Origin of the sequence: Sphingomonas cynarae (genome assembly GCF_039537815.1) — a bacterium.
In the GTDB taxonomy this organism is placed as follows: Bacteria; Pseudomonadota; Alphaproteobacteria; order Sphingomonadales; family Sphingomonadaceae; genus Sphingomonas; species Sphingomonas cynarae.
Genome location: NZ_BAABBF010000001.1, coordinates 109,047 through 132,668, shown reverse-complemented (window position 1 = coordinate 132,668; position 23,622 = coordinate 109,047). Strand labels below are relative to the sequence as shown.

General features: G+C 69.4%; 26 protein-coding genes. 15 read left to right on the top strand and 11 right to left on the bottom strand.

The annotated features are described in order from the left end of the window. Positions 1 to 76 precede the first annotated feature (76 nt). The 4 genes from ABD719_RS00615 to ABD719_RS00600 form a co-directional block, all read right to left on the bottom strand. Positions 77 to 280: a helix-turn-helix transcriptional regulator gene (locus ABD719_RS00615; RefSeq protein WP_344691267.1), complete on the bottom strand. Its 204-nt coding sequence runs from the start codon at positions 278 to 280 to the stop codon at positions 77 to 79. Next, positions 277 to 681 (bottom strand): hypothetical protein, encoded by a 405-nt coding sequence (locus tag ABD719_RS00610; RefSeq protein WP_344691265.1) that lies wholly within the window; start codon positions 679 to 681, stop codon positions 277 to 279. The genes ABD719_RS00615 and ABD719_RS00610 overlap by 4 nt, the downstream gene beginning before the upstream one ends. Positions 682 to 762: 81 nt before the next feature. After that, complete coding sequence (locus ABD719_RS00605) at positions 763 to 1,332, bottom strand: lipocalin family protein (protein WP_344691263.1); 570 nt, start codon at positions 1,330 to 1,332, stop codon at positions 763 to 765. Positions 1,333 to 1,487: 155 nt separating this feature from the next. After that, positions 1,488 to 2,408, bottom strand: coding sequence for an ABC transporter ATP-binding protein (locus ABD719_RS00600; RefSeq protein WP_344691261.1), 921 nt, complete (start codon positions 2,406 to 2,408; stop codon positions 1,488 to 1,490). 60 nt (positions 2,409 to 2,468) lie between these two features. Between ABD719_RS00600 and ABD719_RS00595 the strand changes: the two genes are divergently transcribed. Both ABD719_RS00595 and tldD read left to right on the top strand, forming a co-directional pair. Continuing rightward, the gene (locus ABD719_RS00595; RefSeq protein WP_344691933.1) at positions 2,469 to 2,717 is read left to right on the top strand and encodes a zinc-finger domain-containing protein; all 249 of its coding nucleotides are present in this window, start codon (positions 2,469 to 2,471) and stop codon (positions 2,715 to 2,717) included. A 194-nt stretch (positions 2,718 to 2,911) separates the two neighbouring features. Further along, complete coding sequence (tldD, locus tag ABD719_RS00590; RefSeq protein ID WP_344691259.1) at positions 2,912 to 4,333, top strand: metalloprotease TldD; 1,422 nt, start codon at positions 2,912 to 2,914, stop codon at positions 4,331 to 4,333. Between the two features lie 217 nt (positions 4,334 to 4,550). Here the strand turns inward: tldD and ABD719_RS00585 are convergent, their stop codons facing one another. Together ABD719_RS00585 and ABD719_RS00580 are read right to left on the bottom strand one after the other, a co-directional pair. After that, positions 4,551 to 4,847, bottom strand: coding sequence for a CcdB family protein (locus tag ABD719_RS00585; protein WP_344691257.1), 297 nt, complete (start codon positions 4,845 to 4,847; stop codon positions 4,551 to 4,553). Further along, the gene (locus tag ABD719_RS00580; RefSeq protein WP_344691255.1) at positions 4,847 to 5,092 is read right to left on the bottom strand and encodes a type II toxin-antitoxin system CcdA family antitoxin; all 246 of its coding nucleotides are present in this window, start codon (positions 5,090 to 5,092) and stop codon (positions 4,847 to 4,849) included. The genes ABD719_RS00585 and ABD719_RS00580 overlap by 1 nt, the downstream gene beginning before the upstream one ends. 46 nt (positions 5,093 to 5,138) lie before the next feature. Between ABD719_RS00580 and ABD719_RS00575 the strand changes: the two genes are divergently transcribed. The 3 genes from ABD719_RS00575 to ABD719_RS00565 all read left to right on the top strand — a co-directional run bounded on the left by ABD719_RS00575 (position 5,139) and on the right by ABD719_RS00565 (position 7,288). Next, positions 5,139 to 5,339: a putative signal transducing protein gene (locus ABD719_RS00575; protein ID WP_344691253.1), complete on the top strand. Its 201-nt coding sequence runs from the start codon at positions 5,139 to 5,141 to the stop codon at positions 5,337 to 5,339. Positions 5,340 to 5,498: 159 nt separating this feature from the next. Then, entirely contained in the window at positions 5,499 to 5,837 is a 339-nt protein-coding gene (locus tag ABD719_RS00570; protein ID WP_344691251.1) for a P-II family nitrogen regulator, read from the top strand. Between the two features lie 17 nt (positions 5,838 to 5,854). After that, a complete protein-coding gene (locus ABD719_RS00565) occupies positions 5,855 to 7,288 on the top strand; it encodes an ammonium transporter (protein ID WP_344691249.1) in 1,434 nt (477 codons plus the stop codon). Positions 7,289 to 7,622: 334 nt separating this feature from the next. Here the strand turns inward: ABD719_RS00565 and ABD719_RS00560 are convergent, their stop codons facing one another. The 3 genes from ABD719_RS00560 to ABD719_RS00550 form a co-directional block, all read right to left on the bottom strand. Further along, positions 7,623 to 8,105 (bottom strand): hypothetical protein, encoded by a 483-nt coding sequence (locus ABD719_RS00560; protein WP_344691247.1) that lies wholly within the window; start codon positions 8,103 to 8,105, stop codon positions 7,623 to 7,625. Next, complete coding sequence (locus tag ABD719_RS00555; RefSeq protein WP_344691245.1) at positions 8,105 to 8,986, bottom strand: M15 family metallopeptidase; 882 nt, start codon at positions 8,984 to 8,986, stop codon at positions 8,105 to 8,107. The genes ABD719_RS00560 and ABD719_RS00555 overlap by 1 nt, the downstream gene beginning before the upstream one ends. 89 nt (positions 8,987 to 9,075) lie before the next feature. Then, the gene (locus ABD719_RS00550) at positions 9,076 to 9,594 is read right to left on the bottom strand and encodes a thiamine phosphate synthase (protein ID WP_344691243.1); all 519 of its coding nucleotides are present in this window, start codon (positions 9,592 to 9,594) and stop codon (positions 9,076 to 9,078) included. A 21-nt stretch (positions 9,595 to 9,615) separates the two neighbouring features. Between ABD719_RS00550 and ABD719_RS00545 the strand changes: the two genes are divergently transcribed. The 10 genes from ABD719_RS00545 (at position 9,616) to ABD719_RS00500 (ending at position 21,095) form a co-directional block, all read left to right on the top strand. Continuing rightward, on the top strand, positions 9,616 to 10,293 hold the full coding sequence (locus tag ABD719_RS00545; protein ID WP_344691241.1) for a YggS family pyridoxal phosphate-dependent enzyme: 678 nt from the start codon (positions 9,616 to 9,618) through the stop codon (positions 10,291 to 10,293). Next, on the top strand, positions 10,290 to 10,955 hold the full coding sequence (locus ABD719_RS00540; RefSeq protein ID WP_344691239.1) for an HAD family hydrolase: 666 nt from the start codon (positions 10,290 to 10,292) through the stop codon (positions 10,953 to 10,955). The genes ABD719_RS00545 and ABD719_RS00540 overlap by 4 nt, the downstream gene beginning before the upstream one ends. Positions 10,956 to 11,231: 276 nt before the next feature. Further along, entirely contained in the window at positions 11,232 to 14,777 is a 3,546-nt protein-coding gene (locus ABD719_RS00535; protein ID WP_344691237.1) for a hydantoinase B/oxoprolinase family protein, read from the top strand. Between the two features lie 3 nt (positions 14,778 to 14,780). Beyond that, the gene (locus tag ABD719_RS00530) at positions 14,781 to 15,044 is read left to right on the top strand and encodes a hypothetical protein (protein ID WP_344691235.1); all 264 of its coding nucleotides are present in this window, start codon (positions 14,781 to 14,783) and stop codon (positions 15,042 to 15,044) included. Between the two features lie 166 nt (positions 15,045 to 15,210). Continuing rightward, entirely contained in the window at positions 15,211 to 15,876 is a 666-nt protein-coding gene (locus tag ABD719_RS00525; protein ID WP_344691233.1) for a DUF969 domain-containing protein, read from the top strand. Next, on the top strand, positions 15,873 to 16,775 hold the full coding sequence (locus ABD719_RS00520) for a DUF979 domain-containing protein (protein ID WP_344691231.1): 903 nt from the start codon (positions 15,873 to 15,875) through the stop codon (positions 16,773 to 16,775). Before ABD719_RS00525 ends, ABD719_RS00520 begins: the two co-directional genes overlap by 4 nt. Then, positions 16,772 to 17,782: a DUF2891 domain-containing protein gene (locus ABD719_RS00515; protein WP_425567071.1), complete on the top strand. Its 1,011-nt coding sequence runs from the start codon at positions 16,772 to 16,774 to the stop codon at positions 17,780 to 17,782. The genes ABD719_RS00520 and ABD719_RS00515 overlap by 4 nt, the downstream gene beginning before the upstream one ends. After that, a complete protein-coding gene (locus ABD719_RS00510) occupies positions 17,779 to 19,080 on the top strand; it encodes an MFS transporter (protein WP_344691229.1) in 1,302 nt (433 codons plus the stop codon). The genes ABD719_RS00515 and ABD719_RS00510 overlap by 4 nt, the downstream gene beginning before the upstream one ends. A 66-nt stretch (positions 19,081 to 19,146) precedes the next feature. Next, positions 19,147 to 20,160, top strand: coding sequence for a threonine aldolase family protein (locus tag ABD719_RS00505; RefSeq protein ID WP_344691227.1), 1,014 nt, complete (start codon positions 19,147 to 19,149; stop codon positions 20,158 to 20,160). After that, positions 20,157 to 21,095, top strand: a complete 939-nt coding sequence (locus ABD719_RS00500; protein WP_344691225.1) for a DMT family transporter — start codon at positions 20,157 to 20,159, stop codon at positions 21,093 to 21,095. Before ABD719_RS00505 ends, ABD719_RS00500 begins: the two co-directional genes overlap by 4 nt. Here the strand turns inward: ABD719_RS00500 and ABD719_RS00495 are convergent. Continuing rightward, a complete protein-coding gene (locus tag ABD719_RS00495; protein ID WP_344691223.1) occupies positions 21,005 to 21,844 on the bottom strand; it encodes a Rossmann-fold NAD(P)-binding domain-containing protein in 840 nt (279 codons plus the stop codon). The genes ABD719_RS00500 and ABD719_RS00495 overlap by 91 nt on opposite strands. Beyond that, positions 21,841 to 23,586 carry a M28 family metallopeptidase gene (locus ABD719_RS00490; RefSeq protein ID WP_344691221.1) on the bottom strand — a complete coding sequence of 582 codons (1,746 nt, stop codon included), beginning with the start codon at positions 23,584 to 23,586 and terminating at the stop codon, positions 21,841 to 21,843. The genes ABD719_RS00495 and ABD719_RS00490 overlap by 4 nt, the downstream gene beginning before the upstream one ends. Between the last annotated feature and the right edge of the window lie 36 nt (positions 23,587 to 23,622).

The following is a 23,622-nucleotide window of genomic DNA, read 5'->3' as shown; positions in this document are numbered from 1 at the left end:
TCGCCGGGCTCTGCCAAAATCCGCGGCGGTAGGACAGGCATTTGAAGAGCGGGGATTCGAAGGACGGGTATTCGGCTTATGATCGTCCCGACGGGCTGACGAAGATCTGTTCGATGGCGAGGCCGAATAGTTCGGCGATGCGGAAGGCCAGCGGGAGCGAGGGGTCGTAGCGGCCGGTTTCGATCGCGTTGACGCTCTGGCGGCTGACGTCGAGCAGCTCGCCGAGCTGCTGCTGGCTCCAGCCGCGTTCGGCGCGCAGGGTGCGCAGATGGTTGTTCATGCCGCCGTCCGTTCGACCATCCGGTTGACGCACGCGCCGATCCCCATGCCGGCGAACCATGTCACCGGCCATGCCCACGCCACCGCGTGCGGCACCAGATCGAACCCTTCGAGAAAGCCCCAGACCGTTGCCGCGGTCATCGCCACTCCGGTCGCGATCAGCGACTGGCGGGCGAAGATGAGGCGCAGATATTCGTCCTGTTCCTCGACCAGATAGGCACCGACCGCGACGAAGAAGCCGACGACGGGAAGCGCGGGCAGCACGCCCAGCAGATAGGCGAGCGGGCCGGTCACCAGATGACGGGCGAACAGATAGACGGCGGGCAGCAACAGCGCGGCATAGACGATCGCCAGGATCAGGACGCGGCGGCTGTAGCGGCGCTGGGCAGGGGAGAAACGCATGACGGGCTCCTTCGATTCGGTGTGAAGGAAGCTTGTCATGGAAAGTTAGCTTTACGTCAAGCGTACTTTCCACTGCTCAGGTCAGTCCTGTCGCGTCATCCGCAGGCGATGACGGTCGTAGCCGAGCGTGGCGACGCGGGTGAGGAGGGCTTCCACCTCGTCCGCCGGAAGGTGCGGCCGGCGCGCGAGAATCCACAGGTAACGGCCGGATGGTTCGCCGATGATCGACCAGGTGTACGCGTCGTCATGGTCGAGCACCCAGTAATCGCCGACATAGAAGGGGCCGAAGAAGGACAGTTTCAGCTTCGCGTTGGTGGCGGCGTCGACGACCTTGCCGCGCGCGACCTTCGCGGAGCGGGCGCCGGTGCCGGGCTTGCGGCCGCCGTTGACGACCTCGATCCGGTCGGGACCGAGCAGGCTGTAATCGGCGGTTACCGCTTCCATGCCGCGTTCGAAGCGATTCTCGTGACGGGCGATCTCGTACCAGCGGCCGGTATAGCGTTGCAGCTCGACCGGTTTCGCGGGTTCGGGCACGCGGGCGGTGATGACGGGCGGGCGGGTGGCGCGGGCATAGGACAGCGCGGCGGCGATGCCGGTGGCGGCGATGCCGGCGATGCCGGCGGTGATCGTGGTGGTCCGGGTGGCGTTCATGGCGGCGGCGCTCCTGGCGGGGGTGCCGGGAGAAGCGATGGGGCGGGCAGCGGGTTCCGGCAGGATAGCGGGACGTTCCGCCCGGCCCTCTCCCTGCCTGCGCCGGGAGAGGGAGGAGACGCCGAAGGCGGTGGAGAGTAGGGAGAACTGCCCCGTCAGGCCGGCTTGCTGGTCAGGCTGAGAAACACGTCCTCCAGATCGGCCTCGCGGGTCGAGACGTCGACGATGCCGAGGCCGTTCGCCTGCACCGCCGCCAGCACCTCGCCCGCGTTCACCCGGTCCTTGGAATAGGTGATCTCCAGCGTGCGCGGGGGCAGCAGCGCGATCTTCTCGAAACAGGGGGCGTCGGGCGTACCGGTCAGGTCGCGGTCGACGGTGACGGCGACGACCTTTTCCTGCGCACGGGCCAGCAGGTCGCGGGTGGGTTCGTTGGCGACGACCTGACCATGGTTGATGATCGCGATGCGATCGCAGAGCTGCTCCGCCTCCTCCAGATAGTGGGTCGTCAGCACCACCGTCACGCCGCCGGCGTTGAGTTCGCGGACATAATCCCACAATTGCTGGCGCAACTGGATGTCGACGCCCGCGGTCGGTTCGTCGAGGACGAGGACGGGGGGCGAATGGACCATCGCCTTGGCCACCATCAGCCGCCGCTTCATGCCGCCCGACAGGGTGCGGGCATAGGCATTCGCCTTGTCCTCCAGATGCACCGCGCGCAGCAGTTCGAGGCTGCGGCGTTCGCGCTTCGGCACGCCGTAAAGGCCGGCCTGGATCTCCAGCGTCTCGATCGGCGTGAAGAAGGGGTCGAACAGAATTTCCTGATTGACGATCCCGATCGATGCCTTGGCGTTGCGCGGGTGCGCGTCGATGTCGAAGCCCCAGATGCTGGCGCTGCCGTCCGTCTTGTTGACGAGGCCGGCCAGGATGTTGATGAGCGTCGACTTGCCTGCGCCGTTAGGGCCGAGCAGGCCGAAGATCTGGCCGCGGGGCACGTCGAACGTCACGCCGTCCAGCGCGCGTTTGCCGCCCTGATAGGTCTTGCAGAGGCCGGTGATGGAGATGGCAGCGTCGGTCATGGTGCCAGCGAATAGGCTTCTGCTTGCGTGGCGACAATGCTCCTTGCTATCTGCACCGCCATGCATCCTCCGCTCGAAATCGCCCGCGTCAGCCAGCCCCGTGTCGCCTGCGACGGCGCCGCCGATATTCCGGGGGGCGCCGCCCTCGGCCATCCGCGCGTCTGGTTGCAGATCGACGAGGCGGGTTATGTGGATTGCGGCTATTGCGACCGGCGCTTCGTGCTGGTCGGCGGCGCGGCGGACGGCAAGGATCAGGCGAGCCTGCCCGATATCGCGGAAGGCGCGAGCCCCCAGAACAAGCCGAAGTAAACGCGCCGCCGATCGGCCGGCGGCGGGCTCGCCCTGCCGTTCGACGTCATGGCTTTGCCATGACGTGAGGCGATAACCGGAAGTTTGACATTACCGGCGTCCCCCAACTGGACCCCGGCCTCCGCCGGGGAAGCAAGAGGGGTTGGGGAAGATCGGGACGTGGACCTTCCGCCGCCTGTCCCTATATTGCCGGCATGGCATATCAGGACCCCCGCTCGTTCCTCTACCGTGATCTGTCGCCGGAGGCGGCGCAGGCGCTGACCGCGGACGCGCTGGGGCGGGCGGATGACGGCGAACTCTATCTGCAATATCGCCGGTCGGAGGCGTTCGGGTTCGACGACGGGCGGCTGAAGACCGCCGCCTACGACACCAATGCCGGCTTCGGCCTGCGCGCGGTGGCCGGCGAGACGACCGCCTTCGCGCACGCCAACGAACTGAGCGAAGCGGCGATCAAGCGCGCCGCGCAGACGATGGCGCTGATCGATCCCTCCGCCACGCCGAAGGCCGCGCCGCCGCAGGGCAACAACCGGCATCTTTATACCGATACCGATCCGCTCGACCTGATCCCCTTCGCCGACAAGGTGAATCTGTGCCAGACGATCGACGCCGCGGCACGCGCGCGCGATCCGCGCGTGGCGCAGGTGTCCGTCTCGTTGTCGGGATCGTGGAGCGTGGTGGAGATCGTGCGCGCCGACGGCTTCGTCGCCACCGACGTGCGGCCGCTGGTGCGCCTCAACATCCAGATCGTCGCCGAACAGAATGGCCGGCGCGAGACGGGGACGTTCGGGATCGGCGGCCGCTATCTGTACGACCGGCTGTTCGAGCCGGCGACATGGAACCGCGGCATCGACGAGGCGCTGGCGCAGGCGCTGGTGAACCTGGATTCGGTGGCGGCGCCGGCGGGGGAGATGACGGTGCTGCTCGGGCCGGGCTGGCCGGGCGTGCTGCTGCACGAGGCGATCGGTCACGGGCTGGAGGGCGATTTCAACCGCAAGGGCACCAGCGCCTTTTCCGGCCGGCTGGGCGAGCGGGTGGCGGCGCCCGGCGTCACGGTGGTGGACGACGGCTCGCTGGTCGACCGGCGCGGCTCGCTGTCGATCGACGACGAGGGCACGCCGACGCGCGAGACGGTGCTGATCGAGGACGGCATCCTGAAGGGGTATATGCAGGACCGGCTGAACGCGCGGCTGATGGGCATGGCGGCGACCGGCAACGGCCGCCGCGAAAGCTATGCCCATGCGCCGATGCCGCGGATGACCAACACCTTCATGAAGGGCGGACAGGACGATCCCGCCGAACTGCTGTCGCGCGTGAAGACCGGCATCTTTGCCAAGAGCTTCGGCGGCGGGCAGGTCGATATCGTGTCGGGCAAGTTCGTGTTCTCCTGCACCGAGGCGTACCGGATCGAGAACGGCAAGCTGGGCGCGCCGATCAAGGGCGCGACGCTGATCGGCGACGGGCCGACCGTGCTGACCAAGGTGCGCGGCATCGGCAACGACTTCGCGCTGGACGAGGGCATCGGCGTGTGCGGCAAGGGCGGGCAGGGCGTGCCCGCCGGCGTCGGCCAGCCGACGCTGCTGGTCGAGGGACTGACGGTGGGTGGCACGGCGGCCTAGGCTGGATGATGTGAAGCCTGCCCTGTCGTCGTTGCGAGCGTAGCGAAGCAATCCAGAGCTTCACGAACCGGGCTCTGGATTGCTTCGCTACGCTCGCAATGACGGGATGGGTTGGGCCAGTATCATTTGGTCTCCGGGGGCCGGGGGGCGGTCAATCCTTCATGGGCTGGCCATGTGTGATGGCGGGTCAGATATGACGGGCGTCATCGGGTGCGGATCAGGCACTGCCGGTCAGGACATCGATCGCGCGGGTGATACGGAGATGTTCGTGATCCAGCGAGGCGATCCGTTGCCTCAACTCCGTGGTGCGGACGGCAGTGGCGAATTGCGTGACCATCACCAAGGGCTCGCCTTCGATCTCGAAGCCGGGATTGAGGTGACCGTTGGGCGGCGGTGCCTTCCCCGGCGGCAGCAGGGGAGCGATGAAGCGCGTATTGATCTCGTCGAGAAAGTCCGCCTGGCAATCAATGACGAACGCGCCATCCGCCAATCGATAGACATCGAAACGTGCCATCAGAACAACCGGTATTTTTCGAGCGGCAGGCCGTTGGTTTCGACCCAGCGGTTATGAGCGGCGATCCATTCGCGATTGTCCTCCTTCCATTTCCGGTCGCGCGCCTTGCGGGCTTCCAGCGAGATGGCCGCCTCGCTGATCTGCGACAGATTGAGTCCCGCTTCGCGCGCGACGGCGATCACGCCGGTGTCGAGGGACAGGTTGACGGGCTTGCGCTTGCCCGAGGCAATCGGATCGTGCTTCATGCGTGAAAGTTATGCGCACAGGAATTGCGCGTCAACGGAGAGCATGATGAGTCTGATCGAACTCGGCCGCTTCAACCGCAACGAGGCACATATCGTAATCGGGCGGCTGGAGGCGGAGGGGATACCGGCGGTGGCGTTCGATGCGGGCAGCAGCATCGCGGACGGCAGCTGGCTGCTGATCCCGGTGCGGGTGATGGTGGACGACGAGGACGAGGCGGCGGCCCGCGCGATCGTCACCGCTGCCTGACGCGTTGCCCGAAAAACGGGCAGATCGCCCCGGCTGCCTATTAATTATTCCGTAACATCTCCGTCAACGATCATGCGGACCAGCTCCATGGCTAGCCGGGCAAATGGCATGATCGTTGCACATCCGTAATCCGGTACATCGGCCAAACAAGGGGGCGGGATGAAACTGGTCATTGCGGTTATCAAGCCGTTCAAGCTGGACGAGGTGAGGGAAGCCCTCACCACATTGGGCGTCGCGGGGATGACGGTCACCGAGGTCAAGGGATTCGGCCGCCAGAAGGGGCAGACCGAAATCTATCGCGGGGCCGAATACAGCACCAACATGGTGCCCAAGATCAAGATCGAGGTGGTCTGCGCCGCCGAACTGGGGCCCCGCGTGGTCGAGGCGATCCAGCAATCGGCCAACACCGGCGCGATCGGCGACGGCAAGATCTTCGTGCTCGACGTCGGGCAGGCGGTGCGAATCCGCACCGGCGAAACCGACGATTCGGCGCTGTAGGGGTGAAGGGGGGTTTCATGAAACTGACGGGGATCGGGCGCGGCGTCGCCCTTGGTGCTGGCCTGTGCGCGGCCTTGCCCGCCTGGGCGCAGACGGTGGCGGCGACGCCCGCCGCTGCACCTTTCGTGCCGACCGCGGCGATGGTGAACAAGGGCGACACCGCCTGGATGCTGATCTCCGCCGCGCTGGTGCTGATGATGTCGGTGCCGGGCCTCGCGCTGTTCTATGGCGGGCTGGTGCGCGCCAAGAACATGCTGTCGGTGCTGGTGCAGGTAATGACGATCGTGTGCGTCGCCGCGCTGGTCTGGGTCTGCTGGGGCTATTCGATGGCCTTCACCAACGGCGGCGAGCTGAACAGCTTCGTCGGCGGCTTTTCCAAGGTGTTCCTGAAGGGCGTCGACGCGACGACCTTCGCCGCCACCTTCTCGAACGGCGTGTACCTGCCCGAACTGGTCTTCGTGATCTTCCAGATGACCTTCGCGTGCATCACGCCCGCGCTGATCGTCGGGGCGTTCGCGGAGCGGGTGAAGTTCACGCCGCTGATCGTGTTCACCGTCGTGTGGCTGACGATCGTGTATTTCCCGATGGCGCACATGGTGTGGTACTGGCCGGGCCCGGACTTCCAGCCGGGCGCACCGACCGATCATGGCCTGTTGTGGGGCTGGGGCGCGCTCGACTTCGCGGGTGGCACCGTGGTCCATATCAACGCGGGCATCGCCGGTCTGATGGGCTGCCTCGTGATCGGCAAGCGCCATGGCTACAAGGCCGAGCCGATGCCGCCGCATTCGCTGGTGATGACGATGATCGGCGCGTCGCTGCTGTGGGTGGGCTGGTTCGGGTTCAACGCCGGTTCCAATCTGGAGGCGAATGCGGTGACCGCGGTCGCGTTCATCAACACCGTCGTCGCCACCGCCGCGGCGGGTGCGGTGTGGGCGATCATCGAACAGGTGCTGCACAAGAAGCCGTCGCTGCTGGGCGTCGCCACCGGCGTCGTCGCGGGGCTGGTCGCGATCACCCCGGCCGCGGGCTTCGCGCATCCGATGACCTCGATCGTGCTGGGCGGCGTCGCCTCGCTGGTCTGCTTCTTCTTCGTCACCACGGTGAAGAACAAGCTGGGCTATGACGACACGCTCGACGTGTTCGGCGTCCACTGCGTCGGCGGCATCGTCGGCGCGATCGCCACCGGCATCGTCGCGGCGCCGTCGCTCGGCGGGCAGGGCGTGTTCGACTACAACGTGATGCCCGCCGCGTTCGACCCGGCGACCTACAGCATCGCCACCCAGATCTGGGTGCAGGTGAAGGCGGTGGCGTTCACGCTGGTCTATTCGGGCGTGATCTCGTGGCTGCTGTTCTTCGTGCTCGACAAGACGATGGGCCTGCGCCCCTCGCTGGAAGTCGAGAGCGAGGGCCTCGACATCAACGAACATGGCGAGCGCGCCTACAACATGTGATCCGGTTCGGGCGCGGGGGCAGCAGACCCCCGCCCCCCACGATGTTCCTCCTGCGAACACACCTGAAGGCCCGGTACGGCGACGTACCGGGCCCTTTTTTTGTCCAGTCCTGTCGTGCCCGCCGGCATGGTGGACGCGCGGGGAGATGGCGCGGCGTTCGGTGGTCGGCGGCGGTGCCGGCGTCCGACCGGCGACCCGTGAACGGGCGAGTTTCGGGGGCGGCTCCGGACCGCTCCCCTTCCCTCAGAAGCGACTATGGGTGGTCGGGAGCGGTCGGGGCACCGCAAGACGCATGCCGGCGCGTGTCAGACGTACGCCCGGGCGGGCGACGCGATCATTCCGGGCGTTGCGTCTCGATCCGGTGCGCCCAGCGCGCGTAATAGGCCGCCGACCCCTTGTTGCCCGCTGCGGTGAACCGCCGGGCGACCAGTCGCGCCCCGGCGACGGCATCGGCCCAGGCCCGGTCCTGCTCCGCCAGATGCTCGCCATCGGCGGCCATGACGGCACCCGAAGCGGTGACCCCGCGAATCTGCATCATATTGCCCGATTCCAGCATGATGAGCCCGGTCTGCGGCCGGCCGGCGGCGACGCGGCCGAAGAACAGCGAGAAGGGCGCGCGGGCACCGACCCGCAATACGCCGACCCCGGCCGCCTTGCCCGCGGTGCAGGCACCGAGCCAGCGCGGTTGAGGCCCCTTCATGTCGGCCGGCACGATCGTCGCGCAGCCCGCCGCCGGGGGCGGGGGTGGAGGGGCGGCCTGCGAACAGCCCATGCCGATCGCCGCGATGGCGATGACCGCCGGATACAGGACGCGCATCACAGGCCGAAACTCCGCACGAGGGCCAGTCCACATTCGAAATGCATGGGATCCTTGCGCGTGACGTTTCGATAGCCGCCACCCCAGTACCAGCCGGCGCGGTTGAAATAGGGGGCCAGCGCATCGAGCCCGCGCAGCGAATAGGTCGTGCCCAGCGGCGGCGTCTGCAACGCAACCTGGAGATCGAGGGCGATGCCCCATGAATGCGTCGAATAGGTCGATCGCCCGCGGGTCTTGCGGACGACGCGCATTCCGAGACTGCCGAGCAGGCCGTACAGATCGGGAAGTTCGCTCTGCACCTGACCCAGCACCGCGCGAAGGCTGGCCATCGCCGGTTTCAGACCCGTTACCCGGAAGGGGCCGACCGATTCGGTGGCGGTGTTCGAGGTGACCCGCGTCGCGGTGGGATCGCCGAGCAGGGCGGTGAGCTGGGCGCTGGTCGGGCTGGTCAGGCCACGATTTACGTCGGGGCTCGGCAGCGAGGTATGCCCGGTCCAGAAGCTGTTGGGATGCGCCGCCGACGGCCGGGGCGGCGGGGTGGCCTGTCCTGCCGGCGTCGGGCGGACGGCGGGCGCGGCACGGGCAGGCTGTGTCGGGCGGGCAGGCTGTGCCGGACGGGCGGGGGGCGATGTCCGCGCCAGTGCCGGCCGGGCGGCGGCCGAAAGGCGGCGCAACGTCGGCCCGTTGACGTCGACTCGTCCGTCGGGACGCCCGATCACGCCGTGCTGGAACCGTTCGATCGCCATGATCGTCCGCCGGCCGCACAGGCCGTCGATCGGGCCGGGCGATACGTCCGCATGATCGAGCAGGCGCTGGACCGCGATCACGTCCGGCCGGCGATTGATGCCGCCCAGTCCCACCGATGCGCTCAATGTCACCATGACGTTACCCCTCCGTCGGTGTCTCGGGATCACGAACGAGGGACGGGGCGATTGGGTCCGTGATGGCGCACCACCGGCGGCGCGATCCGTCATCGCCACGCGTCGATCGCTGCCCAGCCGGCGAAGCCCGCCGTGCGGAGGCGGCGGTAGCGGCGGGGGGTCATGCCGCCGAGCGCAACGACGGGGAGGTTCAGGCCGGCGGCGATGCGGCGGGCCTTGCGCGGGCCGAGCGCGGGAGTACCGGGGTGCGAGGCGGTGGTGTAGAGCGGCGAGACGAACAGCAGCGCCGCGCCCGCGCGCTTGCCGGCCAGCGCCTCGGCCCGGTCATGCGCGGGCCAGCTCGTCGCCCCCGCCACGCGGCCATGGCGACCGGCGGCGCCGGGCAGCGGCGGATCGACCGCGAACAGCACCAGCCGGCGGGCGCGGGCGATGCGGCGGACGCGGGCGAACATCGCGCGGCGATCGGCGGGGGGCAGGCGGTAATGGCGGAACACCACGCCGCTGCCCGGCGGCAGGTGGCGCAGGATGCGCCACAGGTCGTCGCCCAGCCGCTCGTCGGTCATCAACCATCGCTCGGGATACAGGCCATCAGGGTATCGGCGCGTCACGCGGCCTCCTATAGCGAGCCGATGGAACGACAGGACGATAAAAGCGCGCTGGCGACGACGCGCGCCCGGATCGCGGCGGCGGCGACGCTGGCTGACCGCAAGGCCGGCGACGTGACGCTGGTCGCGGTGAGCAAGACGCAAGGCCCCGAGGCGATCGAACCGCTGCTGGCGGCGGGGCAGCGCGTGTTCGGCGAGAACCGGGTGCAGGAGGCGGCGGCGAAATGGCCGGATTTGTGCGCGCGCCATCCCGATGTGGTGCTGCATCTGGTCGGCCAGTTGCAGTCGAACAAGGCGGAGGAGGCAGTGACGCTGTTCGACGCGATCCATTCGGTCGACCGGCCGTCGCTGGTGAAGGCGCTGGGCGCGGCGATCACGAAGACCGGGCGCCGGCCCGATTGTTTCGTGCAGGTAAACATCGGTGAGGAGGAACAGAAAGGCGGCTGCGCGATCGCCGACCTGCCCGCGCTGCTGGCACAGGCGAAGGACGCGGGGCTGTCGGTCGTCGGGCTGATGGCGGTGCCGCCGGCGGGGGTGGAGGCGGCGCCGTATTTCGCGCTGCTCGCCAAGCTGGCGCGGGACCATGGGCTGGCGGAACTGAGCATGGGCATGTCCGACGATCTGGAGACGGCGGTGATGCTGGGCGCGACGCAGGTGCGGGTCGGCACCGCGCTGTTCGGGGCGCGGGGGACGGCGGCATGACGTATGAAGCCATCCTGTTCGACTTCGACGGCGTGCTGGTGGAAAGCGAGGCGGCGGGGAACCGGCATCTGGCGCACTGGCTGACCGCCGCCGGCCATCCGACCACTCCCGAGGATGCGATGACGCATTATATGGGGCTGTCGGGCAGCGACTTCATCGACGCGATCGAGCGGCGGATCGGCGCGACCCTGCCGGCGGGGTTCCACGACGCGCGCAAGGTGGAGGACGAACGGGTGATCGCCGAGGGCGTCGGCGAGGTGCGGGGCGCGGTGGCGTTCGTGCGCAGCCTACCCGCCGACCTGCCCAGGGCGATCGTCTCGTCCAGCCGGGTGCGCTGGATCGATGCGCATCTGCGCCATCTGCGCTTGCGCGACGCGTTCGGCGACCACCTGTATTCGGGGCGCGAGCATGTCGCCGCCGGCAAGCCCGCGCCGGACCTGTACCTGTACGGCGCGGCGGCGCTGGGCGTGCCGATCGGACGATGCGCGATCATCGAGGATTCGCCGGTGGGGGTGACGGGCGCGGCGAAGACCGGCGCGTTCGTGATCGGCCTGTGCGCCGGGCAGCATTGCGCGGTCGACCACCGGGAGCGGCTGCTGGGGCTGGGTGCGGATGCGGTGGCGGGCGATTTCGGCGAGGTGGCGCGGCTGTTGGGGATGTGAGGCGGCGGGGCGATCGCCGGTGACGCATGGTGGGGCGGGCGTTGAAGGGGGTTCGCGCGGAGACGCGGAGACGCGGAGAAGAAAAAGATCATGACGCCGAAGGCGTCTGCCATCATGCCCGCCCCCGCCGGATCATGATCGCGGGCAAGACAGTCGACCCCCGCCACCCTTCTCCTCCGCGTCTCCGCGTCTCCGCGCGAACCCATCTTCTTCCTGCGAGCGTCCAGATGCGATAGCGCGGACCTGACGGAACGGGGACGACAGGCGGATGACGGCATGAACGGCTGGCAGTTCTGGATCGATCGTGGTGGCACGTTCACGGATGTCGTGGCGCGGACGCCGGATGGCGCGCTGAAGGTCGCCAAATTGCTGTCGGAGGACCCCGGCCGGTACGACGATGCCGCCGTCGCCGCGATCCGGCGGCTGACGGATACGCCGGCGGGGCCGTTGCCGCCCGCCGATATCCGCATCGGCACCACGATCGCGACCAACGCGCTGCTCGAACGGCGTGGCGAACCGACGCTGCTGGCGATCACGCGGGGCTTCGGCGACGCGCTGACGATCGGATATCAGGAGCGGCCGGATATCTTCGCGCGCGATATCCGGCGCGTGCCGCCGCTGTTCGCGGCGGTGGTGGAAATCGACGAGCGGGTCGATGTCGAGGGCAGCGTGATGCGCCCGCTGGACGAGGATGCGGCGGCGGCGGCGTTCGCGGTGGCCCATGCCGATGGCCTGCGCGCGGTGGCGATCGTGCTGATGCATGGCTGGCGATACACCGCGCACGAGGCGAGGCTGGCCGATCTGGCGCGGGAGGCGGGCTTCACGCAGATATCGGTCAGCCACCGCACCGCGCCGCTGATCCGGCTGGTCGCGCGCGGGGATACGACGCTGGCCGATGCCTATCTGTCGCCGGTGCTGGGGCGGTACGTCGCGGGGCTGGAGGCGGCGCTGGCGGGGCAGAAGCCGCTGTTCATGCAGTCGAGCGGCGGGCTGGTCGAGGGGGCGGGCTTCGGTGGCAAGGATGCGCTGCTGTCCGGCCCCGCCGGCGGCATCGTCGGCATGGCGGAGACGGCGACGCGGAGCGGCTTCGCGCGCGTGATCGGGTTCGACATGGGCGGCACCTCGACCGACGTGTCGCTCTATGCCGGGGTGCTGGAACGGCGGCACGACGCGGTGATCGGCGGCGTGCGCGTGGCGGCGCCGACGATGCGGATCGATACGGTCGCGGCGGGGGGCGGATCGATCTGCCGCTTCGATGGCGGGCGGTTGCTGGTCGGGCCGGAATCGGCGGGGGCCGATCCGGGGCCGGCCTGTTACCGGCGCGGCGGGCCGTTGACGGTCACCGACTGCAACCTGGTGCTGGGCAAGCTGGTGCCCGGGCAGTTTCCGGCGCTGTTCGGGCCGGCGGGGGATCAGCCGCTCGACCCGGCGGCTTCGGCGGCGGCGCTGGATGCGGTGCTGGCGACGATGCCGGATGCGCTGTCGCGCGAGGCGGCGGCGGAGGGGCTGGTGGCGATCGCGGTCGCCAACATGGCGCGCGCGATCCGCGCGGTGTCGGTGGCGCGGGGCGAGGACCCGGCGGATTATGCGCTGGCGTGTTTCGGCGGGGCGGGGGGGCAACATGCCTGTCTGGTCGCGGACGCGCTGGGGATGGGGCGCGTGCTGATCCATCCGCTGGCGGGCGTGCTGTCGGCGCTGGGCATGGGGCTGGCGAGCCGGCGGGCGATGCGGCAGGCGACGCTGGGCGTGCCGATCGGCGACCGGGCGGCGTATGATGCGGCGTTGCAGGCGCTGACCGACGAGGCGGTGGGCGCGCTGGGCGTGGTCGATGCGCGGGTCGAGGCGTGGGCGCAGATCCGCTATGCGCGGGTCGATCAGGCGATCGAGGTGCCGGCGGGCGACGCCGCGACGATGGCGGCGGCGTTCGAAGACGCGCACCGGCAGCGCTTCGGCTTCGTCGGCGACGACGATCTGGTGGTGGAGCTGCTGCGGGTCGAGGCGATCGAGGTGGCGGAGGCGGGCGAGATCGTGCCGGCGCTGCCCGCCGTGACGCAGCCCGCGGTCGATACCGTCGCGGTCTACATGGCGGGCGCGCGGCACCGGGCGCCGCTACACCGGCGCGAGGGGCTGGCGGCGGGGGCGCAGGTCGCGGGGCCGGCACTGATCGTCGATGCGGTGTCGACGACGGTGGTCGAGCCGGGCTGGCGCGCCGACGTGATCGCGGACGGCAGTCTGGTGCTGTCGCGCACGCAGGCGCTGGCGACACCGTGCGCGGACGCGGCGGTCGATCCGGTGCGGCTGGAGATCTTCGCCGGGCTGTTCATGGGGCTGGCGGAGGAGATGGGGGCGGCGTTGCAGCGCAGCGCGGCGTCGGTGAACATCCGCGAACGGCTCGATTTCTCCTGCGCGCTGTTCGATGCGGGCGGCAATCTGGTGGCGAACGCACCGCATATCCCGGTGCATCTGGGATCGATGGGGCAGAGCATCCGCCGGGTGATCGAGCGGCGCAGTAATAACGCCGACGGGCGCGGGATGCGCGACGGCGACGTCTATGCGCTGAACGATCCCTATGCGGGCGGCACCCACCTGCCCGATATCACGGTGGTGATGCCGGTGTTCGCGGGGGGCGACGTGCCGGCCTTCTTCGTGGCGGCGCGCGGGCATCATGCCGATGTCGGCGGCACCAGCCCCGGATCGATGCCGCCCGACAGCCGGACGCTGCACGACGAGGGCGTGGTGCTGGACGATGTGCTGCTGGTCGAGGACGGGCGGATGCGGACGGCGCAGATCGCCGCGCTGCTGCGCGGTGGCGAATGGCCGGCGCGCAACGTCGACCAGAACCTTGCCGATCTGGCGGCGCAGGTCGCGGCGTGCGCGCGCGGGGCGGCGGGCTTGCGGCAACTGGCGGCCGCGCACGGCGCGGGCGTGGTGGCGGCCTATATGGAGCATGTGCAGGCCCATGCCGAGGCGATGGCGCGGCGGCTGATCCGCACGCTGCCGGACGGATCGTTCGAGTATGAGACGGACGAGGGCGCGGTGGTCGCGGTGGCGGTGACCGTCGATCGTGACGCGGGCAGCGCGGTGATCGACTTCGCCGGGACCAGCGACCAGCGGCCGTCCAACGTCAACGCGCCGTTGGCGATCACGCGCGCGGCGGTGCTGTACGTGCTGCGGCTGCTGGTGGACGAGGCGGTGCCGCTGAACGAGGGGTTCCTGCGGCCGGTGACGATCCGGGTGCCGGCCGGGTCGATGCTCAACCCGCGTTTCCCCGCCGCGGTAGTGGCGGGGAATGTCGAGACCAGCCAGGTCGTGACCGATGCGCTGCTGGGCGCACTGGGCGCGATGGCGGCGTCGCAGGGGACGATGAACAACCTGACCTTCGGCGACGGCAGCTACCAATATTACGAGACGATCGCGGGCGGCGCGGGCGCGGGGCCGGATCATGCCGGCGCGGATGCGGTGCAGACGCACATGACCAACAGCCGCCTGACCGATCCGGAGATACTGGAGACGCGCTATCCCGTGCTGGTCGAGGAATTTTCGATCCGGCGGGGATCGGGGGGCACGGGCGCGCAGCCGGGCGGCGAGGGTACGCGGCGGCGGTTGCTGTTCCGCAGCCCCTTGCGCGCCGGCATCCTGAGCAACCGCCGGCGGATCGCGCCGTTCGGGCTGGCGGGCGGCGGTGACGGCGGCGTCGGCGTCAACCGGGTCGAGCGGGCGGACGGATCGGTCGAGGCGCTGTCGGCGACCGCGCGGATCGACATGGCCGTAGGCGACGTGCTGGTGATCGAGACGCCGGGTGGCGGGGGATATGGGGCATGAGCCATGCCGATGCGTCACGAGGGCGGCAGCCGGGAATGGTTCGCGCGGAGGCGCGGAGACGCGGAAGAAGAAGGGGTTCGGGCGCGCTATGCGCGGACGTTGATCGCTGCCGCAGGCATCTTGCGCGACAGGCCGATGCCGGATTACGATTCGCGGGCCGGTGTCGTGGACCCCGCCGCTCTTCTCCTCCGCGTCTCCGCGCCTCCGCGCGAACCCATCTTCTTCCTGTCGGGCAGGCTGGTCGCCGCCGTGATGGGACGGTTGTAAAACTCTGCGGCATGGTATCGAAACCACCCCCCCGGCGGAGGCCGGGGTCCAGTTGGGGTGGCGTTTGCGATCGATCGCCGGGGGTCGCCCAACTGGGCCCCGGCCTTCGCCGGGGAAGTAGAAATTTTTTGCGGCGGCTTCGTTCTCAACGCGGCGGCGTGGCCTGATGCTGGTGCTGGCGGGCATCGCGGTGATCGCGGGTGGTTTCCTGTTGCGGTTCAATCCGTTGCTGGTGGTGGTGGTGTCGGCGCTGGTCACCGGGCTGGCGGCGGGGCTGGAGCCGGTGACGGTGCTGGCGACGTTCGGCAAGGCGTTCAACGATACGCGCTACGTCACCGCCATCTATATCGTGCTGCCCGTCATCGGCCTGCTGGAACGGCACGGATTGCAGGCGCGGGCGCGGGGGCTGGTCGCGGGATTGCGCGGGGCGACGGCGGGGCGGCTGCTGATCGGGTATCTGCTGTTCCGGCAGGTGACGGCGGCGCTGGGGCTGACCTCGATCGCGGGGCCGGCGCAGACGGTGCGGCCGCTGGTCGCGCCGATGGCGGAGGCGGCGGCGGCTGACGCGGACGCATCCGAACAGGTACGCGCGATGACGGCCGCGACCGACAATGTCGGGCTGTTCTTCGGCGAGGATATCTTCATCGCGATCGGATCTATCCTGCTGATGAAGGGCGTGCTGGAGGGATATGGCATCATGCTGGAGCCGTTCCAGCTATCCGTCTGGGCGATCCCGACCGCGATCGCGGCGTTCCTGATCCATGGCGGACGGCTGTTGTGGCTGGACCGGCGGCTGGCGCGGCGAAAGGTCGGCCAAAGGGGTGGGGCATGATCGGGATCGGGTTCGTCTATGCGGTGGCGGGGGTGGTGTTCGCGGTGTTCGCCGCCTCGTCGCTGGTGGAGCGGCGCTGGGCGAACGGCGCGTTCCATGCGCTGATCGCGCTATCGTTCCTGGCGGGCGACCGGCTGGGCGATGTCGGCAACGGGGTGCTGGTGCTGGCGCTGGTGACGATCGCGGCGTCGGGGCGGATGCGGCGGTCGGTGACGGCCGCGCCGCCCGTCGAGCATGGCAGGCGCGTGTTCGTGCCGGCGCTGGTGATCCCGGCGGCGGCGCTGGTCGGCACGCTGGCGTTCAAGCAGATGCCGGCGCTGGTCGACCCGAAACAGGCGACACTGGTGGCGCTGGCGATGGGGACGATGCTGGCGCTCGCGCTGGGGCTGATGCTGCTGAAGGCGCGGCCAGCGCAGGCGTTCGCGGCGGGGCGGGGGCTGATCGACGATATCGGCTGGGCGGCGATCATGCCGCAGATGCTGGCGAGCCTGGGCGCGGTGTTCGCGCTGGCGGGGGTAGGCGAGGTGGTCGGCGGGCTGATGGGCCGGGCGATTCCCGGCGGCAGCGTGGCCGGGGCGGTGATCGCCTATGCCTTGGGCATGGCGCTGTTCACGATGGTGATGGGCAATGCCTTTGCCGCGTTTCCGGTGATGGCGGCGGCGATCGGGGTGCCGCTGCTGATCCACGGCGCGGGGGCCGATCCGGCGATGGTCGCGGCGCTGGGGATGCTGGCGGGGTTCTGCGGCACGTTGATGACGCCGATGGCGGCGAACTTCAATCTGGTGCCCGCCGCGCTGCTCGACCTGAAGGACCGGTACGGGGTGATCCGCGCGCAGGTGCCGACCGCGCTGCCGCTGCTCGCGTTCAACATGCTGTTGCTCTACGTGATGATCGCATGATGCGCCTCGACCTGCCGACCGCCCGCCGTTTCGCCGCGATGACGCTGGGCCATGTCGGCCGCGAATATCCGCACAAGCTGGACCACGTGCTGGCCGGGCCGGACGACGCGGCAACGCCGTCCGCCCTGCATCCGATCTTCCACGGCAGTTTCGACTGGCATAGCTGCGTGCATGGCTGGTGGCAGTTGCTGCGATTGCTGCGCCTGTACCCCGATATGCCGGAGGCGGCGGCGATCCGGGCGCGGGCCGACGAGATGCTGACGGCGGACAAGGTGGCGGGCGAACTCGCCTATCTGGCGCGGCCGGACGCGGGCGGGTTCGAACGGCCCTATGGCTGGGCATGGCTGCTGGCGCTGCATCACGAGGCGGCGCATCATCCGTGGGGCGCGGCGCTGGCACCGCTGGCGGATGCGTTCGCGGCGCGGTTCCGGGATTTCCTGCCGAAGCTGACCTATCCGATCCGGGTGGGCGCGCATCCCAACATCGCGTTCGCGCTGGTGCTGGCGCATCGCTGGGCCACCACGCGCGATCCGGCGCTGGCGGCGCTGATCGGCGAGCGGGCACGGCACTGGTTCGGCGGCGATCGCGATTGCCAGGCATGGGAGCCGGGCGGGGACGAATTCCTGTCGCCCGCGCTGTGCGAGGCGATGCTGATGGCGGCGGTGCTGCCGGCGGACGGATTCCGCGACTGGTTCGACGGCTTCCTGCCCGATGTCGCGGGCGGCCGGCCGGCGACGCTGTTCGCCCCCGCCATCGTCAGCGACCGGCGCGACGGCAAGATCGCGCATCTCGATGGCCTGAATCTCAGCCGGGCGTGGTGCTGGCGCGGGATCGCGGACCGACTGGGCGCGGATCATCCCGTCTCTGGACCGGCTCGGGATACGGCCGAAACGCACCTACTTGCCAGTCTGCCGCATCTGGCCGACAGCTATATGGGTGAACACTGGCTGGCGACGTTCGCGCTGCTGGCCCTGGATATCGATCGCGCAGGGGAACAGGGGCAATGACCACGATCACGGCGGGACAACCCGTCAGCCGGCAGGAACGGCTGAAGGCGATCATAGGGGGGTCGACGGGCAATCTGGTCGAATGGTTCGACTGGTACGTCTATTCGGCCTTCACGCTATATTTCGCACCGCATTTCTTCCCGTCCGACGACCCGACCGCGCGGTTGCTGAGCGCGGCGGCGGTGTTCGCGGTGGGGTTCGTGATGCGGCCGATCGGCGCGTGGATCATGGGCATCTATGCCGATCGGCACGGCCGCAAATCGGGGCTGACGCTGTCGGTGTCGCTGATGTGCGCCGGGTCGCTCATCATCGCGTGTACGCCGGGGTATGAGACGATCGGCGTCGCGGCGCCCGCGCTGCTGGTGCTGGCGCGGCTGATGCAGGGCCTGTCGGTGGGCGGCGAATATGGCGCCAGCGCGACGTACCTGTCGGAGATGGCGGGCAAGGACCGGCGCGGGTTCTTCTCCAGTTTCCAGTATGTCACGCTGATCTCCGGCCAGTTGCTGGCGATCATGGTGCTGCTGATCCTGCAATCGACGATGACCGAGGCGGCGCTGGACAGCTGGGGCTGGCGCATCCCGTTCGTGATCGGCGCGGCGCTGGCGGTGGTGGTGTTCTACCTGCGCCGCGGGCTGGCCGAGACGGAGAGCTTTACCAACGCCAAGGCAAACGACGCGCCCAAATCAGGTTTCCTGCAACTGATCCGCCATCACCCCAAGGAGACGGCGGTGGTGATGCTGCTGACCGCGGGGGGTACGCTCGCCTTCTATGCCTATTCGATCTACATGCAGAAATTCCTCGTCAACACGAGTGGGTTCAGCCGGCCGGTGGCGAGCCAGATCAACGCCGCCACCCTGTTCGTCTTCATGCTGCTGCAACCGGTGGCGGGCGCCTTGTCCGACCGGATCGGGCGTAAGCCGCTGATGGTAGGGTTCGGCATCGCGGGCGTGTTGTTCACCTATCCGATCTTCACCGCGCTGGAGACGACGCGCGATCCGTGGGTGGCAGGTGCGCTGGTGATGGCGGCGTTGGTGATCGTGACCGGCTATACCTCGATCAACGCGGTGGTGAAGGCGGAGCTGTTCCCCGCGCATATCCGAGCGCTGGGCGTCGCGCTGCCCTATGCACTGGCGAACACGCTGTTCGGCGGCACCGCGGAATATGTCGCGCTGCGCTTCAAGGACGGCGGGTACGAGCGGGGCTTCTACTGGTACGTGACCGCGATGATCGCGATCTCGCTGGTGGTGTACCTGCGCATGAAGGATACGCGGCGGAACAGCCGGATCATGGAGGATTGAGGGCTTTTCACGGCCGGTAACGTCACGGTTGTTGACGGAACCGGCCGGGGTTTCCAGAGCGTGGCGATGCGCTTCTTTTCCGACAACGCCGCCCCCGTCCATCCCGCCGTGTTCGCCGCGCTGGCGGAGGCGGATGCGCTCGACACCGCCTATGACGGCGATCGCTGGTCGAAACGGCTCGACGGGCGGCTGTCCGAGTTGTTCGAGACGTCGGTGCGGGCGCTATGGGTACCGACCGGCACCGCCGCCAATTGCCTCGCGCTGGCGGCGTTGTGCCCGCCTTATGCCGGAGTGATCTGCCACCGCGACGCGCATATCCAGAACGACGAGGGCGGCGCGCCCGAATTCTACACGCACGGCGCCAAGCTGATGCTGGCCGAGGGGGAGGGCGCGAAGCTGACCCCCGCTGATATCGCCGCGGTGGCGGATGCGATCCCGAACGACGTCCACCGGGTGCAGCCGCATGCCGTGTCGATCACCAACGCCACCGAATACGGGCTGGTCTATCGCCCCGACGAGGTGGTGGCGATCGGCGATCTGTGCCGGGCGCGCGGCTGGCGGCTGCACATGGACGGTGCGCGCTTCGCCAATGCGGTCGCCGCCGCCGGCTGCACCCCGGCCGAGGTGACGTGGCGCGCGGGCGTCGACGTGCTGTCGTTCGGCTTCGTCAAGAATGGCGGCATGGATGCGGAGGCGCTGGTGTTCTTCGACACCGGCCTGGCCGACGCCACGCTCCGGCGGCGCAAGCGTGCCGGGCTGCTGCTGTCGAAGGGGCGTTATCTGGCCGCGCAGATCCTGGCGATGGTCGAGGACGATGTGTGGCTGGCCAACGGCCGCGCCGCCAATGCCGGCGCGGCGCTGCTGGCGGACGCGGCGGGCGCACGGCTGGTGCATCCGGTGGCGGCGAACGAGGTGTTCCTGCGGGTGTCGGCGGACGAGGCCGCCGGTTTGCGCGCGCAGGGGTTCGATTTCTACGACTGGGGGCCGGGCGAGGCACGGCTGGTGGTGTCGTGGAACCAGCGCGAGGCGGATATCCGGCCGCTGGCCGACGCGATCGGCGCGCTCGGCTCGCCTTCGTGAGCGCGGTCCCCAACGCCGATTTCGCCGGCACCCCGCCGCGATCGGCGCGGGCGGCGATCCTGATCCCGTTCGCGATCGTCACGCTGATCTGGGGTTCCACGTGGATCGTGATCCGCGACCAGTTGGCGGTGGTGCCGCCAAGCTGGTCGGTATCGTACCGGTTCCTGGTCGCAGGGATCGCGATGACGATCTGGGCGCTGGTGCGGCGCGACAGTTTCCGGTTCGATGCGCGCGGGCTGTTGTTCGCGGCCGCGATCGGGCTGTCGCAGTTCGTGCTGAACTTCAACTTCGTCTACCGGGCGGAGGGGTTCATCACCTCCGGCCTCGTCGCGGTGACGTTCGCGATGCTGCTGGTGCCCAACGCGCTGTTCTCGCGCATCTTCCTCGGCCAGCGGATGGGCGGGCAACTGATGCTGGGGTCCGCCATCGCGATGGCGGGCGTCGCGCTGCTGTTCCTGCACGAGGCGCGGGTCAATCCGGCGGGCAGCACCACGACGCTGATCGGGATCGGCTGGACGCTGGCGGCGATACTGTCCGCCTCCACCGCCAATGTGATGCAGGCGAGCGAGACCGCCAGGCGCTATCCGATGGCGCCGACGCTGGCGATCGGGATGCTGTTCGGGGCGGGCGTGGATGCGGTGGTCGCGTGGACGCTGGCGGGGCCGCCGGTGTTCGAGATGCGCGCCGGCTATGTCGCGGGCATCCTGTATCTGGGGCTGGCGGCATCCGCGCTCGCCTTTCCCCTGTACTTCAAGGTGCTGCGCGCGATCGGGCCGGCCAAGGGCGCCTATTCCGGCGTGATCGTGCCGGTGATCGCGATGATGTTCTCCACCCTGTTCGAGGGTTATCGCTGGTCGACGCTGGCGGCGGGCGGCGCGGCGCTGACCGCCGCCGGGCTGGTGGTGGCGCTGAGCGCGCGCAGACCCAACCGATAATTGGGGAAGCGCGGGACCCAGCCGAGCAGCCGCTTCGCCTTGCCGTTGGCGACGCGACGGTTCTCCGCATAGAAACCGCGCGCCATCGGCGACAGCGTGTCGAGCGCGACGAAGGGCGGTGGCGGCAGGCCGAGCAGCGAGGCGGCATAGGCCATCACGTCGTTCTGCCCGCAAGGCCGGTCGTCGGCGAGATTATAAGCCCCCGCCGGTGCATCGAACCCCGCGATCACCCCGGCGACGATATCGTCGGCATGGACGCGGCTGAACACCTGGCCGGGCAGATCGACGCGGTGCGCCTTCCCCTCGCGCACCCGGTCCAGCGCGGAGCGGCCGGGGCCGTAGATGCCGGGCAGGCGGAACACGCGCGCGCCGATCGCCAGCCAGTCCGCATCCGCCCGCGTCCGCGCGGGGCGACGACCACCGCCGATGGGGGCGGTTTCGTCCACCCAGGCGCCACCCGCATCGCCGTAGACGCCGGTGGAGGACAGATAGCCGAGCCAGTGCCGCCCCCGCACCAGATCGCGACCATGGCGGACCAGCACCGGATCGTGATCGCCGTCGGGCGGGACCGACGATAGTATGTGGGTGGCGGCGGCGATCTCCGCGCGCACCGCCTCGCTGTCGTCGAACCGCAACGTACCGTCGCGCCCGTCACGGGTGGTGCCGGTGATGTGCCAGCCGTCCCCCGCCAGCCGGTCCGCCAGCAGCCCGGCGGTATAGCCCAGCCCGAAGACGAGCAGGCGACTCATTTGGCCATCGGCCCCTTGAACGTGGTGCCGAAATAATCGCCCTTGTTCCACATCGGCCGCTGCGCGCCATCGGCGATCTCGCGTGCGATGCGGTAATTCACGTCGACGAAGCGGACGCCCTGATCCCACATGATCGGCAGCGACAGGTCGTCGCAGGGGCGGTGGTAGCAGGTCGACAGGAACCCCTCGACCGCCGCCTTGCCCGCGCCCTTCTGTCCCGGCCACAGGAAGACCGAGGGGATGCCCTGCTGCACGAAGCGGAAATGGTCGGAGCGGACGAAGAAGCCCTGTTCCGGGTTCGCGTCGGGCGACATGGTGGTGCCGGCCGCCGCCGCCGCGCGCGCGACGATCGGCCCGAGCGTCGAGCGATCCGCGCCGAACACGATCATGTCCTCGAACCTGTAGAGCAGCATCGGCATGTCGAGATTAACGTCGGCGACGATGTTCGCCTTCGGCACGGTCGGGTGGTGCGCGAAGTAATCCGCGCCGACCAGCCCCTTCTCCTCCGCCGTGACCGCCAGGAACATCACCGTGCGGCGCGGCGGCTTGCCGCTGGCGGTGAAACGCTTCGCCTCCTCGATCAGGCTGGCGATGCCGATCGCGTTGTCGAGCGCGCCGTTGTTGATCCGGTCGCCGTCCCCCGACGCATTCACGCCGATATGGTCGAGATGCGCGGACAGCACGACCACTTCCTTGCCGACCGCCGGATCGGCGCCGGGGACGATGCCGACGACGTTGCTGCTGCGCGCAGGCGTGAAGGCGGTGCGCGTCGCCACCGTCAGCGTGCCGGGCAGCGCGACCGAGCGATAGGTGGGGGCCGGCTTCGCCGCCTCCGCCGTCACCGCCGCCCATGTCACCGGTGCGCCCGCGAACAGTTGCGCGGCCCCCGCCGGGCCGAGCGTGCCGAGCAGCGGCGTGCCGGGGGTGTCGGTGCCGGCGGTGCCGTCCGCATTCGCCCATTGCATCCGGCCGCGATCATAGCCCGTGGCCATGCGGGTCATCGCCTCCGGGGTGGTCGTCGGCGCGGCGAGTTCGAGCGCGCCGATCGCGCCATGTTTCGCGGCGATCGCCAGCTTGGTGGCGGGGGAGCCGAAAAAGGCGCGTTCCTCGCCCGCGAAGCGCGACGGCGCCCCGCGGAAATAGGCGACGATCCGGCCGCGCACATCGACGCCCTTGTAGCTGTCATGTCCGTATTGCGGCGCGACGATGCCGTCGCCGACGAACACGACCGGGGCGGACACCGCGGTTTCCGCCCGTGCCGGATTGGCGGCGGGGACGTAATCCTTGCCGAAGGCGAGCGGCGCGGGCTTACCGGCTTTGTCCCCGTTTGTTTGGCCTTTACCGCCCTGGCCGGTCCAGACCATGCTGCCTTCGCCCGCCGCCTTGTACGTGACGAGCGGCACCTGTTGCAGATAGCCGCCCGCCTCGCCCGCCGGGCGCAGGCCCGCGGCATAGAATTGCGCGGCGACATATTGCGCGGCGATGTCGTATTCCGGGCTGCCCGCCTCGCGCCCCTTCATCGCATCGGAGGCGAGGAACAGGACATGCGCCTTCATCGCCGCCTGATCGGCGGGCAGCGGCGCGGCGAGCCGGGCGTTGAGTTCGGCCGGGGTCGGCTTCGGGGCGGCGGGGGCAGGCGTCGCCTTTGGCGTCGGTGCCGGTTTCGGCGTTGGCTTCGGCGTCTGGGCAACGAGGGCGGTGGAGAGCGCCAGCAGGGACAGCGTGGCGGGCAAGCGGAACATCGGCAATCCTTACTGATCGGGCCTTACTGACCGGCC

Excerpts from the sequence above, each read along its gene's own strand:
- ABD719_RS00615 (WP_344691267.1), bottom strand. The coding sequence starts at position 280 with ATGAACAACCATCTGCGCACCCTGCGCGCCGAACGCGGCTGGAGCCAG.
- ABD719_RS00515 (WP_425567071.1), top strand. The coding sequence starts at position 16,772 with ATGATGCGCCTCGACCTGCCGACCGCCCGCCGTTTCGCCGCGATGACG.
- ABD719_RS00495 (WP_344691223.1), bottom strand. The coding sequence starts at position 21,844 with ATGAGTCGCCTGCTCGTCTTCGGGCTGGGCTATACCGCCGGGCTGCTG.
- ABD719_RS00580 (WP_344691255.1), bottom strand. The coding sequence starts at position 5,092 with ATGAAGCACGATCCGATTGCCTCGGGCAAGCGCAAGCCCGTCAACCTG.
- tldD (WP_344691259.1), top strand. The coding sequence starts at position 2,912 with ATGGCATATCAGGACCCCCGCTCGTTCCTCTACCGTGATCTGTCGCCG.
- ABD719_RS00585 (WP_344691257.1), bottom strand. The coding sequence starts at position 4,847 with ATGGCACGTTTCGATGTCTATCGATTGGCGGATGGCGCGTTCGTCATT.
- ABD719_RS00525 (WP_344691233.1), top strand. The coding sequence starts at position 15,211 with ATGCTGGTGCTGGCGGGCATCGCGGTGATCGCGGGTGGTTTCCTGTTG.
- ABD719_RS00505 (WP_344691227.1), top strand. The coding sequence starts at position 19,147 with ATGCGCTTCTTTTCCGACAACGCCGCCCCCGTCCATCCCGCCGTGTTC.
- ABD719_RS00570 (WP_344691251.1), top strand. The coding sequence starts at position 5,499 with ATGAAACTGGTCATTGCGGTTATCAAGCCGTTCAAGCTGGACGAGGTG.
- ABD719_RS00510 (WP_344691229.1), top strand. The coding sequence starts at position 17,779 with ATGACCACGATCACGGCGGGACAACCCGTCAGCCGGCAGGAACGGCTG.
- ABD719_RS00605 (WP_344691263.1), bottom strand. The coding sequence starts at position 1,332 with ATGAACGCCACCCGGACCACCACGATCACCGCCGGCATCGCCGGCATC.
- ABD719_RS00575 (WP_344691253.1), top strand. The coding sequence starts at position 5,139 with ATGAGTCTGATCGAACTCGGCCGCTTCAACCGCAACGAGGCACATATC.
- ABD719_RS00600 (WP_344691261.1), bottom strand. The coding sequence starts at position 2,408 with ATGACCGACGCTGCCATCTCCATCACCGGCCTCTGCAAGACCTATCAG.
- ABD719_RS00565 (WP_344691249.1), top strand. The coding sequence starts at position 5,855 with ATGAAACTGACGGGGATCGGGCGCGGCGTCGCCCTTGGTGCTGGCCTG.
- ABD719_RS00545 (WP_344691241.1), top strand. The coding sequence starts at position 9,616 with ATGGAACGACAGGACGATAAAAGCGCGCTGGCGACGACGCGCGCCCGG.
- ABD719_RS00535 (WP_344691237.1), top strand. The coding sequence starts at position 11,232 with ATGAACGGCTGGCAGTTCTGGATCGATCGTGGTGGCACGTTCACGGAT.
- ABD719_RS00540 (WP_344691239.1), top strand. The coding sequence starts at position 10,290 with ATGACGTATGAAGCCATCCTGTTCGACTTCGACGGCGTGCTGGTGGAA.
- ABD719_RS00530 (WP_344691235.1), top strand. The coding sequence starts at position 14,781 with ATGCCGATGCGTCACGAGGGCGGCAGCCGGGAATGGTTCGCGCGGAGG.
- ABD719_RS00520 (WP_344691231.1), top strand. The coding sequence starts at position 15,873 with ATGATCGGGATCGGGTTCGTCTATGCGGTGGCGGGGGTGGTGTTCGCG.
- ABD719_RS00560 (WP_344691247.1), bottom strand. The coding sequence starts at position 8,105 with ATGCGCGTCCTGTATCCGGCGGTCATCGCCATCGCGGCGATCGGCATG.
- ABD719_RS00595 (WP_344691933.1), top strand. The coding sequence starts at position 2,469 with ATGCATCCTCCGCTCGAAATCGCCCGCGTCAGCCAGCCCCGTGTCGCC.
- ABD719_RS00610 (WP_344691265.1), bottom strand. The coding sequence starts at position 681 with ATGCGTTTCTCCCCTGCCCAGCGCCGCTACAGCCGCCGCGTCCTGATC.
- ABD719_RS00490 (WP_344691221.1), bottom strand. The coding sequence starts at position 23,586 with ATGTTCCGCTTGCCCGCCACGCTGTCCCTGCTGGCGCTCTCCACCGCC.
- ABD719_RS00555 (WP_344691245.1), bottom strand. The coding sequence starts at position 8,986 with ATGGTGACATTGAGCGCATCGGTGGGACTGGGCGGCATCAATCGCCGG.